The 13,638-nt window shown below is 69.6% G+C and carries 13 protein-coding genes and 1 pseudogene; 5 read left to right on the forward strand and 9 right to left on the reverse strand.

The window, feature by feature from the left end:
* The 5 genes from OG978_RS36285 to OG978_RS36305 all read right to left on the reverse strand — a co-directional run bounded on the left by OG978_RS36285 (position 1) and on the right by OG978_RS36305 (position 3,784).
* Positions 1–1,326: a hypothetical protein gene (locus OG978_RS36285; protein WP_326769293.1), complete on the reverse strand. Its 1,326-nt coding sequence runs from the start codon at positions 1,324–1,326 to the stop codon at positions 1–3.
* A 9-nt stretch (positions 1,327–1,335) separates the two neighbouring features.
* Complete coding sequence (locus OG978_RS36290; protein WP_326769294.1) at positions 1,336–1,893, reverse strand: hypothetical protein; 558 nt, start codon at positions 1,891–1,893, stop codon at positions 1,336–1,338.
* On the reverse strand, positions 1,890–2,531 hold the full coding sequence (locus OG978_RS36295) for a class I SAM-dependent DNA methyltransferase (RefSeq protein WP_326769295.1): 642 nt from the start codon (positions 2,529–2,531) through the stop codon (positions 1,890–1,892). The genes OG978_RS36290 and OG978_RS36295 overlap by 4 nt, the downstream gene beginning before the upstream one ends.
* Positions 2,532–2,550: 19 nt before the next feature.
* Positions 2,551–3,072, reverse strand: coding sequence for an aspartyl/asparaginyl beta-hydroxylase domain-containing protein (locus tag OG978_RS36300; protein WP_326769296.1), 522 nt, complete (start codon positions 3,070–3,072; stop codon positions 2,551–2,553).
* A gap of 64 nt (positions 3,073–3,136) precedes the next feature.
* Positions 3,137–3,784, reverse strand: coding sequence for a helix-turn-helix transcriptional regulator (locus OG978_RS36305; RefSeq protein ID WP_326769297.1), 648 nt, complete (start codon positions 3,782–3,784; stop codon positions 3,137–3,139).
* 878 nt (positions 3,785–4,662) lie between these two features.
* Between OG978_RS36305 and OG978_RS36310 the strand changes: the two genes are divergently transcribed.
* Positions 4,663–5,493, forward strand: a complete 831-nt coding sequence (locus OG978_RS36310) for a nucleotidyltransferase domain-containing protein (protein WP_326769298.1) — start codon at positions 4,663–4,665, stop codon at positions 5,491–5,493.
* A 32-nt stretch (positions 5,494–5,525) separates the two neighbouring features.
* Here the strand turns inward: OG978_RS36310 and OG978_RS36315 are convergent.
* Together OG978_RS36315 and fusA are read right to left on the reverse strand one after the other, a co-directional pair.
* A pseudogene (locus OG978_RS36315) lies at positions 5,526–5,753 on the reverse strand (IS1380 family transposase); the annotation flags it as partial.
* A 225-nt stretch (positions 5,754–5,978) separates the two neighbouring features.
* Complete coding sequence (gene fusA, locus OG978_RS36320) at positions 5,979–8,084, reverse strand: elongation factor G (protein WP_326769299.1); 2,106 nt, start codon at positions 8,082–8,084, stop codon at positions 5,979–5,981.
* Positions 8,085–8,620: 536 nt separating this feature from the next.
* On the opposite strand from fusA, the gene OG978_RS36325 reads away from it, so the two are divergent.
* Positions 8,621–9,253: a class I SAM-dependent methyltransferase gene (locus tag OG978_RS36325; protein ID WP_326769300.1), complete on the forward strand. Its 633-nt coding sequence runs from the start codon at positions 8,621–8,623 to the stop codon at positions 9,251–9,253.
* Positions 9,254–9,291: 38 nt separating this feature from the next.
* Here the strand turns inward: OG978_RS36325 and OG978_RS36330 are convergent, their stop codons facing one another.
* Entirely contained in the window at positions 9,292–9,618 is a 327-nt protein-coding gene (locus OG978_RS36330) for a hypothetical protein (RefSeq protein WP_326769301.1), read from the reverse strand.
* Between the two features lie 120 nt (positions 9,619–9,738).
* Positions 9,739–10,617, reverse strand: coding sequence for a DUF2510 domain-containing protein (locus OG978_RS36335; RefSeq protein ID WP_326770267.1), 879 nt, complete (start codon positions 10,615–10,617; stop codon positions 9,739–9,741).
* Between the two features lie 108 nt (positions 10,618–10,725).
* Here OG978_RS36335 and OG978_RS36340 point away from each other — a divergent pair, with 108 nt between their 5' ends.
* The 3 genes from OG978_RS36340 (at position 10,726) to OG978_RS36350 (ending at position 13,526) form a co-directional block, all read left to right on the forward strand.
* Positions 10,726–11,505 carry a crotonase/enoyl-CoA hydratase family protein gene (locus OG978_RS36340; protein WP_326769302.1) on the forward strand — a complete coding sequence of 260 codons (780 nt, stop codon included), beginning with the start codon at positions 10,726–10,728 and terminating at the stop codon, positions 11,503–11,505.
* Between the two features lie 93 nt (positions 11,506–11,598).
* A complete protein-coding gene (locus OG978_RS36345; protein ID WP_326769303.1) occupies positions 11,599–12,645 on the forward strand; it encodes a S66 family peptidase in 1,047 nt (348 codons plus the stop codon).
* A 134-nt stretch (positions 12,646–12,779) separates the two neighbouring features.
* Positions 12,780–13,526: a FadR/GntR family transcriptional regulator gene (locus OG978_RS36350; RefSeq protein ID WP_326769304.1), complete on the forward strand. Its 747-nt coding sequence runs from the start codon at positions 12,780–12,782 to the stop codon at positions 13,524–13,526.
* Positions 13,527–13,638: the final 112 nt, after the last annotated feature.

Below are 13,638 nucleotides of genomic sequence, written 5' to 3' on the forward strand. Positions count from 1 at the left end.
TCACCTCAACGCCGTTTCGAGGATGCTCACGGTGCCGACGGCATCCGGCTCCGCGACCGAGCAGTTGAACCGCACCCAGGGGCGGGTGCAGTCGTACAGGACCGCCCACGGCTCGTCGCTGCCCCCGAAAATCGCCGCCGGGTTGAGCTTGAGCCCCGCCTCCCGGCCGATCCGGTTGCACCAAACGACCGCGCCTTCCGGCCCGTCGACCCGGACTGGTAGCGGCAGGAACAGGGAGTAGCCGGTCTCCGGGTACCGGGAGTCGAGATCGATGCCCAGCGGCACGAGCCGGTTGCGGTAGACCGTGAGGACGTCCGCGTAGTGCCGCGCCATGCCGCGCAGGTACCGGTCGAGGGTGTCGACGACCGGCGATTCCCACAGCATCGTCGCGAGGGGGTCGTCGGCGGCCGGCCGGCTCGACGCGACCTCGGGGGGAAGCAGCGGAGGCCGTGGTGGAGCGGTGCCTTTCCGCTGCGCCGCCCGTGCGCACATCAGCGCGACGTACAGCGCGACGACGCCGGTGGACAACGGGTTCAGCGCGTAGCAGCGCTCGAACCGGTCCGCCTCCAGATACCGTCTGAGACCGGGATCCCGGGTGATCAGCAGGCCCGCGCGCAGTCCGGGGACCGACAGGTCCTTGCTCGCGGTGAGCATGACGCAGCCCCGGCCGAGATCGAGGTCCCGGACGGCCTCGCGCAGATGCCGGTCGTCCACCGCGGACCCCTTGCCGGCCGCCGCGGACACCTGGAACACCGAATCGAGGATGCGGAAGTCGTCGCCGACCCCGTCGGGCAACCGGAAACGCCGACCGGTCACTCCGTTGGGCACGATGTCGACCAGGGCCTTGGGCGCGCCCGACCGGGTGCCGTGCAGCAGACCGTCGCCGTTGTAGTGGGCGCCGACCGGCATGCCCCACCGGTGGGCGGACTGTTCGAAGGCGTAGTAGCAGGGCAGCGGCAGCACGTACTCGTACCCCCGTCCGGCGAGATACCCGGTGACCACGCTGATCGCCTCCGTCGACCCGGACATGACGAACACATCGCCGGGCCCGATGTCGAAACGGCCCAGCCATTCCGCGGCGAGCGCGCTGATCAGGTGCCGGTCGGAGCCGTCGAACCCGGTCGAGTAGTCCGTCATGCGCTGCTGTTCGAACAACACCGTGATCAGGGCACGAATCTGCGCCACGAGCTCCGGAGCGGCCGGGTACATGTTGCGGCCGTATCCGATCTGGCGCGATGTGGACACCCCGTGCCGGAGACGCCGGTACGCGACCACGCACGCCGCGTCCTGTGTCTCCGTCACGAATTCCTCCGGAAAGATCGTCATGAGCACCACTCAGCGCTTCGCCGGCAGCGGCGTCATCGCCCGGGCGATCGACGAGACCACCCATTCCGACGACGCGTCCGGTAGCAGGTCGATCCAGTGGTCGACCGGCGCCCGCGGGTCCTCGACGAACTCCAGGTACTCGCCCAGTCGTGCCAACTGCCAGTTCCGTACGCGGTGGTAGTCCGCCGAGTCCCGCTCGAAGAACGAGAAGGTGTCGGCCAGTCGCTCGCAGTACTCCCGGGGTGCTCGGAGGCCGACGACATGGACCGTTTCTCCCTGGCTCGCGATGTCGGCCCGCAGGAGGGACAGTCGCTCGCTCGAATGGATGTTCATCGGTGCCAGGACGCCGCCGCTGCCGTGCCGGGCGGTGTGGACGCACAGCGACGTGAACAGCGCCTGCCAGACAGGGGCCTCCTGGAAGTTCTCCGGCAGGCCGGTACGGAACTTCATCAGGGCGAAGCCCAGTTGCTCTCCGTCGACGACCTCGACACCCCCGAGCCGGCCGGCGACCGCCTGCGCGATCTCCATCCTCGACAGCGCCCAGGGGCCCGTGACGACTGTGATCATCGGCTTACCCGGAACAGTACGTGGATGTCCTTGTCCGCGGTTGCCAGCTCCGGCCGGTTGGAGATGCTCGACCAGGTGGTTCGGGCGAATCCGTGCCGCGCGAACACGTCGCGGAGGACGTTGGGGTGCCAGCCGCCGAACCCCGGCAGCTCCCTCCCCGCCTTCCGGAAGTCGCCGTTCGGGCGGCCGTCCCACATCGTCTCGACGGCGACCCACACGGCGGACTCCGTCGTGTGGGTCGCCACCGCCCCGGCCAGCCGACCCAGGTCCGCCACGGTCCACAGCACGTTCCGGGAGAACACCGCGTCGTACCGGCCGTCGATGTCCTGCGCGTCGAGCATCGAGAACGTGACGGCGGGACCGCCGTCCGGTCCTCGCCGCCCGAGCGCCTTCTCCCGCGCCCGCGCGATCATCCGCTCCGAGGTGTCCACACCGTGGACATCGAAACCCAGCTCCGCGCACAACAACGCGTAGGTGCCCGTCCCGCAGCCGATGTCGAGGAGCCTTCCCGAACGAATGGGAAAAACCTCCGCGAGCATCGACTTCCACGCCTCCGCCTGTTCGGACGTCAGCGAATTACCCGGTGTTTCGTCATAATTCTCGGCGCGGTGGTCCCAATGCGCCACCAAGTTCGTCACGCCCCGACTCCTCCGGCCGCTATTTCTGCTCGTTGTCCGTCCCGAAAACGATATGGATCCGCATGTCGTCGCCCCCGTTGAACGCACTGTGCAGATGCCTGGTGTCGACGTAGTAAAGGTTGCCGTCGGCCGGGACATTCACCACCTTGTCGTGCTCGACGAAAACGAATCGCGCGTGCTCGCTCGTGGTGACCGCGAGGTGATATCGCGGCGTCATGTCCCGGTGCACGGAATAGCAGTGCTTCGGGTCCAGTGCCATGATCCTGGTACGGATGGGCTTGAACGGGAGCCGGTCGAACACCTCGCCCAGGTAGCTGCCCCGGAGTTCGGCGTGCACCTCGGTGAAGTCGGAGTCCGAGGAAATCAAGGACTGCCGCAGGCAGCCCTCGTACCACGGGTCCGTTGCCGCCGGCCGGTGCTGGAGAGCGAGCTGCCGTGTCCCCTCGAAGGCCAGCGGATGCTTTTCCAACAGGCTTGCCACCGACTCGCGGAGCTTGTCGGGGTCGATCTCGAGATCAGTCCTGGACGTCAGCAAGGTCACGGCGTGACTCCTCCTGCGGAACGGATCAGCCAAGTCCGCCAACGGCGAACCGGTTTTCCTGCCTCTACTTGATTCTTCTGACCACCGCAGGATCTGTCATTGCCGGGACGCGACCACCTGATTGGCCGATCGCGTCCCGTCGGAACCAGTCGTCGCGAAACCTGCCCGGTGGTACGCCGTACTTGGCGCGGAATGCCCGGCTGAAGTCGGAGGGCTGGGAAAAACCGTTGCGCAGGCCGATCTCGCGGACCGAGACCGATCGCAGCCGCGCGTCGCAGAGTTCACGTCGACTGTTCTCCAGCCTCCGCTGCCGAATCCAGTCCGACGGCGTGCTGCCCGCTGTCTTGAACAGCCGTTGCAGATAGCGAATGGAGATGTGATGTGCCGAGGCGACCAGGCTCGGCGTGAGGCCGCAGTCGCCGAGATTGCGGTCGATGAATCCGCGGATGCGCGTTATCAACTCGTACTGCAGGGTCTGCGGGCACACTTCGTCGGCGTCGACGAAGTGCCGTTCCAGCACCGCCGCGGCCAAGTGCAGGGCGGCATCGCCGAACCGGGCCACCTCGGGCGCACCCAGCCCGGTCGCCCGGCCTGCCGCCTCGACCAGGAACGAGCAGAGCAGCGGCCCGGAACCGGCCGCGTCCCGGACCTTGTGCTGCGGCGCGCCGACGTCCGGTGGAACCGTCGGCATCGCGGAGCCCGGGAAGACCATCACGACCGCCTCGGCCGTCCGGTTCCCCAGCGTCGGGCTGATGCCCAGGGGGAGTCGGGTGTCGCACAGCGCCACCGCAGCGTCCCGAACGATGAGTTCGCGTCCGGCTCGCGCCACTCCGATCTCGCCGAGCGAACTGAGAACGAGGGCATACCGCCCGGGATCGGCCTCCAGCACATGCAGAGCGGAACCGGCCGTTCGGAATGTGATCCGGTGTGCCGTGACACTGCCCAGTTCAGTGGTCTGCAGAATCGGACGAACGCCACGGAGAGCCGGGTCCTGGTGTCCGGGTTCGCCGGCGCCCCCTGCCGCCGGCCCGCGCACAGCCCCTTCGGCCGTCCATCGGTCTCCCCGCCGGACGGAACCACCCAACGGCACCATCTCACCGCTGCGCCGCATTTCCAAACTCCCGTTCTAGCGAATAGTCGGTTCGTGGTCCCGCCGCGGCGCGCCACTCCGGCTTTCGGCCGTCACCGTGACCGGTCTCATGACGCGTGCGGGCATTCCTTCTCCAAGAGCAGTCCGTCACATAGTGTCGCTGGTGAAATATCACTGTCATTGATAGGGCGCGACCAATCACTTGACCTCGCGCGCCGAGCTGTTCAAGGCAACCGGAAGGCACACAGCCGCCCGATGCACCATTGATTCGCGCGAAACCACCGGATCGGATCAGCCAGGATGTCGCCCGGTTTCCGGGCCGGGGCAATAGTTTCGGAGAATGACGCGGGAATGGCTCAATATTGGCCAACCGGAAGAGGGGGCGAGCCCGAGCGCGGGTAAGGTCCTGCCCGCCACAGCGGCATGGCGCCGACTTCGGCGGACGCCATCCACGCACGACGAAAAGTACGAAGAAAGGCGTCGAGTTGACTTCTCCATGCGTGATCGATCCCGACCAGGAGCCGTGGATTCTCGCACGGCGTTTCACGAATCGACTGGCCGACGCCCTGGGCGACACTCTCCGTGATGTCGTGGTGGTGGGATCCGCGTCGCTCGGCGACTGGCAGGCGAACAGTGACATCGACCTCGTCTGCGTGGTGGAGAGGGGATTGGATTCACGGGCACGCGACGCCGTCTCGCCGCTGCACGAGAACTCCAAGCACGAATACGGTCACACGATCGATGCGATGTACGTGACAAGAGACGGTCTGGCCAAGGGCCCTGACACCCTCCAGTCCGTCGTGGCGTCGGTCGCCGGAACCCTGCATCCCGAGTCGACGGACGGACCGATGAACTGGGCGACCTGGCTCAACATCGTCCAGTCCGGTGTCCGTGTCCCCCTCGCCGGGGACGGGGCGATGACGGCGGTGGATCCGAGGAGCGCCGGGATGCCGATCGAGGAGGAGACCGCGCGCGACGGGGCGATCAGGTTCTCCCGCGCCAATCTCGACCAGTACTGGCGCAACAGGATCACCCTGTCCGAACAGATCTACCTGGACAACGAAGCGGCCCACCCGGTGTCCACGTTCGAGGTCGAGTGGATGTCCCTGGGGCCGGCTCGCCTGCTGGCGACGGTCCTCACCGGGCGCATCGTCTCGAAGTCGGAGGGTGGTGAGCTGGCCGCCGACAGGTCTCCGGAGTTCCGGCCGCACCTCACGCAGGTGCTCGACGCCCGCAGGGGGGCGGACGTCACAAGGACGTGGAGCCGCGGAGACCTGGAGCGGTCGCTCGACCTCGCCCGCATCTGCGTGCGCCTCGGCGCGGGCGGCTAGCCTCGCTGTTTCGCTTGGGGTGACGAGGTGACGAGGTGACGAGGTGACGCTGTGGGCGGCTCGCCGTCCAGCAGCAGGACGCGGGTCCGGGCCAGAAGGCCGATGGGCGCGAGGCTGAGCTCGAGCCAGGCGGCGTTGACGGAGAGCAAGCGGGATGGGAAGCGTCCGAAACCGGTGGTCTTGCCGCACCGGATGTGGTCCTCGACTGTGGCGTGTCCATGGTGGCGGACCTCCAGGAACTGGGCCGAGCCGCCGTCGGCGTCCAGGGCGGGGTGCCAGACCACAAGCCCCTGTCCGTGGTCCATCTCGATCCCGGCTCGAAGCGGCTGACGTTCGAAGGGGTGGCCTGGCCGACGGGGCGTCCTCCCGCGCGGGAGGACGACTGCGTGATCCCGGCGCATCCGTAGCCCGGCGCGATGTGGTGTGAGGCCCCGGCTACGGGCCCGGCCGGCCCCGCCCGCGAATGGGAGGGGCCGGCCCGGCCGCTACCGGGCCGGTGTCCCGGGGGAGACCGGGTTCGGCGCCGGGGCGTAACCGGTGGGGCGGGTGGTGAACGTTCCCCGGCCCTGGGTCCGGCTGCGCAGCCGGGTCGCGTAGCCGAACAGCTCCGCCAGCGGCACGGTCGCTGTGATCACCGCCGTGCCTGCCCGCGCGGTCGAGCCCGAGACCCGTCCGCGCCGTGCCGCCAGATCGCCGAGGACCCCGCCCACGGCGTCGTCGGGCACGGTGACGGTGACCTCCGCCACCGGCTCCAGCAGCACCATCGCACTCGCGCGCAACGCCTCACGGAGCGCGAACCGGCCGGCCGTGCGGAACGCCATCTCCGAGGAGTCCTTGGAGTGGGTGGCTCCGTCGGTCAGCGTGACCCGCAGCCCGGTCACCGGGTGCCCGCCGAGGGGGCCCTCGGCCAGCGCGTCCCGGCAGCCGGCCTCCACCGCCCGGACGTACTCCTGCGGCACCCGTCCACCGACGACGGTCGACCGGAACACGAAGCCTGCATCGCCCCCACTGCCCCCGTCGTCGTCACCGCTCGCCTCCAACGGCTCCGTGTCGAGGACGACATGGGCGAACTGGCCGGCGCCTCCGTCCTGCTTCACGTGCCGGTACACCAGCCCGGACACCCCGCGGGCGACCGTCTCCCGGTAGGCGACCTGCGGCCTGCCGACACCGATCTCCAGCTCGTGCGCACGCCGGATCTTCTCCACCGCGACCTCCAGATGTAGTTCCCCCATTCCCGACAGCACCGTCTGCCCGGTCTCGGGGTCGGTACGGACCGACAGCGAGGGGTCCTCCTCGACCAGCCGCGCCAGCGCCGTCACCAGCCGTTCGGTGTCGGTGCTCCTGCGGGCCTCGACCGCCACCGAGACGACCGGGTCGGCCGCGGTGGGCGGTTCGAGGACCAATGGCGCCGCGGGTGCGCAGAGCGTGGCCCCGGCGCGGGCCGTCTTCAGCCCGATCACCGCGACGATGTCCCCGGCCACCGCCGTGTCCACGTCCGAGTGCCGGCCGGCCTGCACGCGCAGGATCCGCCCGATGCGCTCGTGGCGCCGCGCACCCGCGTCCAGCACCGTGTCCCCCTTCCGGATCGTTCCCGAATACACCCGCAGGCAGGTCAGCCGCCCCGTGGCCGTCGAGTTCACCTTGAACACCAGCCCGGCGAACGGCGCCGCCGGATCGGCGGCCCGCTCCTGCACCGTGCCGTCCAGGGTGCCGCGTACCGGCGGCACGTCCAGCGGCGAGGGCAGGTAGGCCACGACGGCCTCCAGCAGCGGCTCGATCCCGCGGTTGCGGTAGGCCGAACCGCACAGCACCACGACACCCTCACCGGTACGGGTCAGGTCGCGCAGCGCCGACCTCAGGGTCTGCTCGGAGACCGACGACTCCACGCAGAACTCCTCCAGTGCGGCCGGATGGAGTTCCGCCACCGCCTCGTCGAGCAGCCGCCTGCGCCGCTGTGCCTCTTCGCGCAAGGCATCAGGCACCTGCCCCTCCTCGAACGTGCCGCGGCCGTCGGCCCAGACCAGCGCCCGCATGCGCAGCAGATCCACCACTCCGATGAACCCGTCCTCGCTCCCGATCGGCAGCTGGACCACCAGCGGGACGGTGTGCAGCCGGTCCCTGATCGACGCGACCGCCGTGTCGAGGCCGGCCCCGGCACGGTCCAGCTTGTTGACGAACGCGATCCGCGGCACCCCGTGCCGGTCGGCCTGCCGCCACACCGACTCGCTCTGCGGCTCGACACCCGCGACGGCGTCGAACACCGCGATCGCGCCGTCGAGCACCCGCAGCGAGCGCTCCACCTCGTCGGAGAAATCGACATGGCCCGGGGTGTCGATCAGATTGATCCGGTGACCGTCCCAGGCACAACTCACCGCAGCGGCGAAGATGGTGATCCCGCGGTCGCGTTCCTGGGAGTCGAAGTCGGTGACGGTCGTCCCGTCATGGACCTCGCCCTGTTTGTGGACGGCGCCGGTGAGGTAGAGGATCCGCTCGGTGACGGTGGTCTTGCCGGCATCGACGTGGGCGAGGATGCCCAGGTTGCGAACGTCGGTCAGCGGACTGGTGGGTTGACGGTGGAGTTCGGTACGCACGGCCCAGGGCCTTTCGGAATGATCCGGAACGGGACGGCGCGATTCCCGGACGAACCGGCCTGTGATCAGGCCGGGCGAAGACCTCTGAAACGGTGTGCCGTATCGGTGAGCGGCCGCCCGGCCGCATCTACGCCGGGCACCGCGAGGTCAGTTGTTCGTCGCGGGGGTCCGATGCGGGCCGCGCAGCCTGCACCGGGGGCACGAAGACACCAGGATCACCTCGTACCGTGACGGGGGAACGACGACAGCGGTGCGGTAGCGCACGGCTGGTCTCCCCTCACTCGTCACGGTGCGCACCGCAATGTTGTTGTGGCGCGCGATTCGTGGCGAGTCTAGGAAACCGGGCGCGGACAGGGAAACGGTTTTTTTTGGGGGCCGCCGCGCCCGGCGGCGAGCCAGGGACGACCCGTCGCCCATTCGTGCATCAGTGCCCCTGAAGTCTTCATGTTCCTTTCTGTAGGCGGGCGTTGAAGGCTGCGGCGAATGATGGAACGATCCTCGCGAAGCCGCATGGGCAAGGGGAAGGAACCACATCGATGGACGGAGACCATGGCCTCGCTGCCGCCACGGTGTTCGACGCTCTGGGTGCCGACTACGAGCGGGCGTTCGCCGGATCCGCCGCCCACCACGCCTCGTTGCACCGGCTCCTGGGCGATCTCAAACCACACAGCCGGATCCTGGACGTCGGCAGCGGAACGGGGCGACCGACCGCACGGACCCTGACCGAGGCCGGCCACGAGGTGCTGGGGGTGGATGTCTCGCCCGTCATGGTCGAACTGGCGGCCCGGCAGGTTCCCGGCGCGGCCTTCGAATGCGCCGACATTCACGAACTCCCCCTGGACGAGGGAAGTTTCGAAGCGGTCTGCGCGTACTTCTCATTACTCCAGATGTCCCGCGAGGACCAGTCCCGGCTCCTGCGGAGACTCGGGCGGCTGCTGGTTCCCGGCGGCCATCTGGTCGTGGCCACGGTGCCGCTGGACGTGGAGGACTTCGACGTCGTCTTCATGGGCCACGAGGTGCGGGCGACGAGTTTCGGCCCGGAGGAGTTCACCGAGCTGGTCACCGCGGCCGGCTTCTCGGTGCTGTGGGAGCAGAGCACCCTGTACACCCCGGAATACGAAGCGGCGGTGGCCGAGCCCCAGTTGTTCCTGCACTGCCGACGGGCCTGAAGCCCGGCCCGCCCCGGGTGCCGGGCTCCGCCGCATGCTCAGCGCTCGACCGGCAGCGGCCCCGGGCGGCGCGGACGCCGGACCCCGGGGCACCGCCGTACCAGAGCGCCGGGATGCCTGCCGGCCTGCAGCGGGCCCTTCCAGTTGCGCAGCGCCTGCCTGCCGCACCTGCGCCACTGCGCGGGCGAGATGGGCACGGGCTGCCCGCCCCGCGTGACCATCGCGTTCACCGGAGTCATCGGATCCGTCGCCATGGTCTTGGCGAGCAGCACGCCGATCACCAGCGGGGCCAAGGACAGGGCCAGGGTCGTGCCGGCCGTGGCGACGTGCTGCATGCGGGGGCGGGGCGGTGCGTCAGGAAGCATGATGGTCATTCGATCAGCGACCGCCGGCCGGCGGATCGGCCGACGTACTCAGCTCGGCCCGCCTTCGTACTCACGCCCGGGTGTACGAAAGCGGGCCACCGTGCTCGTCCGCGACGGTCCCTACGCGGTGGTGCCGGGATCGGAGCCCGCTCCCGAGGCGGCCTTGATGCCCTCGGTGATGTCGTCCATGACGGAGAGCGCGGGGGCCTTGGCGTTGATGTCGAAGCCGGACCGGACCACGATCAGCATGTCCTTCGAGCGGGGCGACGGGAAGGCCAACGACTGGACGTACCCGTCGTCACCGCTCTTCGTCACCACCTTCCAGCGCACCACGTAGCCCTGTTCGCCGGCCACGGTGACCGGCTCGGACTCGAGTTCCTCGTGCGAGGTGATGCCGCCGTAGATCTTCTCGCCGTAGGAGTCCGTGGCATTGGCGGAGATGTCCTTCACCGCCGTGGCCTTCGCTGTCGTGGTGTCGAGCTTCAGGCCCTTCGCGGGCATGGAGAACACCCCGCCGCGCACGCACTGCTCGGACGTGTCGCCGGGACACGGGTACTCACCCGTGGTCACTCCCGCGCCGGCGATCCCGGAGCTGCCCTTCCAGCCGTCGGGCACCGGCAGGCTGATCCCGCTGGTCAGGTCCGTGGCGTAGCCGTCCTCGGTCTGCGGCATCTGCTGCTCGGGGGCCCCGCTCTCACCGCCGCCTCCCGGTGCGCCCGGCCCGCGGCCGGGAGCCTCCGACGGTGCGGTGGACGGAGCCGTGGCCGCGCGCTCGTTCTCGTCGCCGGACTGGTCCGACAGCAGGAACAGGCTGCCCCCGATGGCGGCCAGGACCACCACTCCGGCGGTGATGCCCAGTCCGATGCGCATCCGGCGACGCCGGACCACGGCGGGCGGCACGCGGAGGTGGTCGGTCCACCGGGTGCCGTCCCACCAGCGCTCGTGGACGGGGCCGATTCCTGTATACCCGGGGTCTGGGTGCCAGCCGGGCGGGCTCATCTGGGTCACGCGCCCCACCGTAGAACGATTGCGTGAGAATCGCATGAATCAGCTGTGTCGGCGGGGTTCCCCGCCGTCCCCGCGTCATCCTCTGTGGGAGGCCGAACGATGAGCGAAGAACCAGCCGTGCGGATCGAGCGCGACGGCGCTGTGTTCACGGTGATCCTGGACCGGCCCGCGGTCCGCAACGCCGTGGACGGACCGACCGCTTCCCAACTGGCGGATGCCTTCCGTGAGTTCGATGCCGATCCTGACGCGGCGGTCGCCGTGCTGTGGGGCGAGGGCGGTACGTTCTGTTCGGGTGCCGACCTGAAGGGCATCGGCACGGAGCGGGGCAACAAGGTCCTGGCCGACGGCGACGGGCCGATGGGGCCGACCCGCATGCGCCTGAACAAGCCCGTCATCGCGGCGGTCTCCGGTCATGCGGTGGCCGGGGGGTTGGAGCTGGCCCTCTGGTGCGATCTCCGGGTGGCCGAGGAGGACGCGGTGTTCGGGGTGTTCTGCCGCCGCTGGGGCGTGCCGCTGGTGGACGGCGGAACGGTGCGGCTGCCGCGTCTGATCGGTGAGAGCCGGGCCATGGACATGATCCTCACCGGGCGGCCCGTCCCGGCCGCCGAGGCGTACGCCATGGGGCTCGCCAACCGGATCGTGCCGCCCGGCGAGGCCCGGAGGGCGGCGGAGCAACTCGCCCGTGAAATCGCCGCGTTCCCACAACTGTGTCTGCGCCACGACCGCCTGTCGGTGCGCGAGCAGCACGGTCTGAGCGAGCCGGAGGCGCTGGCCGCGGAGTACCGGCACGGTCTGGCGCCGCTGACCGCGGGGGAGACGCAGGCCGGGGCCGAACGATTCGGGGGTGGTGCGGGCCGCCACGGATCCTTCGACGAGTGACGGTTGGGCCGACGGCGGGGGCCCCGCCCTGCCGTCGTCGGCCGGACCGAAAATTTCGACGACGCCGCTTCGCGAGCCGCCTACGCTCATCGGATGTCGACCAACCAATACCCCGCCCAGCCCCGGCCCGGTGACCGTGTCGCCGTGCTGTCCCCCTCCTCCGGCCTCCCTGGCATCCTGCCCCTGCCCCATGAGCTGGGACTGCGCAGGCTCCGCGAGGAATTCGGGCTCGAACCGGTGGAGTACCCGGCGACGCGGAAGATGGGCTCCACCCCGCAGGAACGGGCCGCCGACATCCACGCGGCGTTCGCCGACCCCGACATCAAGGCCGTGATCTCCAGCATCGGCGGCGACGACCAGATCACCGTGTTGCCGCACCTGGACCGCGACCTCCTGCGCGCCAACCCCAAGCCCTTCTTCGGATACAGCGACAACACCAACCTGCTGGTGTTCCTCGAAAACCTGGGCATCGTCGCCTACCACGGCGGCACCGTGATGGTCGAGATGGGACGTCCCGGCGCGATGCACCCGCTGACCGCCGACTCCCTGCGGGCCGCGCTCTTCACCCGCGGCGCCTTCGAACTCACCCCGTCCAAGGAGACCAACGGGGCGAACGGCCGGTGGGAGGAGCCGAGTACCTTCGACTCCGAACCCGAGATGCGGCCCTGCAACGGCTGGATATGGCACAACGCCGAGGGCCGGTCCGTGAAGGGCGCGAGCTGGGGCGGAGAACTGGAAATCCTGTCCTGGCTGCTGATGGCCGACCGCGAGATCCGGCCGGTGGACACCTACGCGGGGCGGGTTCTGTTCCTCGAAACGTCCGAGGAGATGCCGTCGGCCGACGACGTCTACCGGATCCTGCGGAACATGGGGGAGCGGGGTCTGCTCGCGCAGTTCCCCGCCCTCCTCATGGGCCGGGCCAAGAACTGGTCGTTCGAGCAGCCGCTCGACGTCGAGGCGGGGGAGCGGTTCCGTGAGGGACAACGGCAGGCGGTCCTGCGGGCGTTGAGCGAGTACGCCCCCGAGGCCATGGCCGTACTCGACGTCGACCTCGGTCACACCGACCCGCAGCTGATCATTCCGTTCGGTGGGCAGATCGAGGTGGACGGCGTGGGCCGCCGCATCGTCGTCACCTACTGAGCGTGAGGGGCGAGAGCGGGGTGTCCGAGCGGCCGGATCTTTGGTCCGACCATATGTGGTGTGTGACATAGTTGAAGATCGGGCAGCAGAAGCGACGGCAACCGGACGATTCCGGCCGAGGCAGGGGGTGACGGATGCCCGTCGAATGGCAACCCGTACGGCAGTCCCGTACGCATGAGCTCGTGCTCCAGAGCATCGAGGAGCGGGTGTTCGCCGGTGAGCTCCGGGCGGGCGACCGGCTGCCGCCCGAGCGCGAACTCGCGCCGGTGCTCGGGGTCAGCCGGTCTGCGCTGCGCGAGGCGCTGAGGGTGCTGGAGACCATCGGGGTGCTGGTCGCGCAGCCGGGGCGGGGGCCGGATGCCGGGGCGCGGATCGTGCGCAATCCCGACGACGCGCTCGGGCGGCTGCTGCGACTGCATTTCGCGCTGGGCAGCTACAGCCTGGAGGACGTCCTGGAGGCGCGCGTCGTGCTGGAGAGGTCCAGTTTCGAGGCGGCAGCGCGTCATGCCTCCCCGGAGGACCTCGACGAGGCGGAGGCGCTGGTCGTACGCATGGGGGAGCCGGATGTAGGGGTGCCGGAGTTCAACGATCTGGACACCCGGTTCCATGTGCACATCGCCCGCAGCTCCGGCAATGAACTGACCTCCACGCTCACCTCCGCCGTCCGTGAGTCGGTGCGACCGCTGATCCTGCGGGCGCTGGAGGCGGCGGAGGACTGGCCGGCCACGGCCGCCTCGCTCAACGCGGAGCACACCGAGCTGCTGAGGCTGGTGCGCGCGGGCAAGGGCGCGAACGCCGCCGACCTGGTCGAGAAGCACATCCGCAGCCTCCACGGCACGCTGGTCGACGAGACGTCCGACCGGGTGCGAGGGGATTCCTGACGCGTGGAAACGGGCTCCGGCCGGGTGGGCCGGAGGCGTGCTCCCGCGGTGAGGACGTTGTCAGGTGCATGGCTAGTACTTCGGGAATCCGGGCCGGTGCTGTGCCGTCGCA

Source organism: Streptomyces sp. NBC_01591, from assembly GCF_035918155.1.
In the GTDB taxonomy this organism is placed as follows: domain Bacteria; phylum Actinomycetota; class Actinomycetes; order Streptomycetales; family Streptomycetaceae; genus Streptomyces.

What these genes read in the sequence shown, in the direction of transcription:
- OG978_RS36285 (WP_326769293.1), bottom strand. Translation starts at nt 1,326, where the DNA reads ATGACGATCTTTCCGGAGGAATTCGTGACGGAGACACAGGACGCGGCG.
- OG978_RS36290 (WP_326769294.1), bottom strand. Translation starts at nt 1,893, where the DNA reads ATGATCACAGTCGTCACGGGCCCCTGGGCGCTGTCGAGGATGGAGATC.
- OG978_RS36305 (WP_326769297.1), bottom strand. Translation starts at nt 3,784, where the DNA reads ATGGTCTTCCCGGGCTCCGCGATGCCGACGGTTCCACCGGACGTCGGC.
- OG978_RS36325 (WP_326769300.1), top strand. Translation starts at nt 8,621, where the DNA reads ATGGACGGAGACCATGGCCTCGCTGCCGCCACGGTGTTCGACGCTCTG.
- OG978_RS36330 (WP_326769301.1), bottom strand. Translation starts at nt 9,618, where the DNA reads ATGCTTCCTGACGCACCGCCCCGCCCCCGCATGCAGCACGTCGCCACG.
- OG978_RS36335 (WP_326770267.1), bottom strand. Translation starts at nt 10,617, where the DNA reads ATGAGCCCGCCCGGCTGGCACCCAGACCCCGGGTATACAGGAATCGGC.
- OG978_RS36340 (WP_326769302.1), top strand. Translation starts at nt 10,726, where the DNA reads ATGAGCGAAGAACCAGCCGTGCGGATCGAGCGCGACGGCGCTGTGTTC.
- OG978_RS36345 (WP_326769303.1), top strand. Translation starts at nt 11,599, where the DNA reads ATGTCGACCAACCAATACCCCGCCCAGCCCCGGCCCGGTGACCGTGTC.
- OG978_RS36350 (WP_326769304.1), top strand. Translation starts at nt 12,780, where the DNA reads ATGCCCGTCGAATGGCAACCCGTACGGCAGTCCCGTACGCATGAGCTC.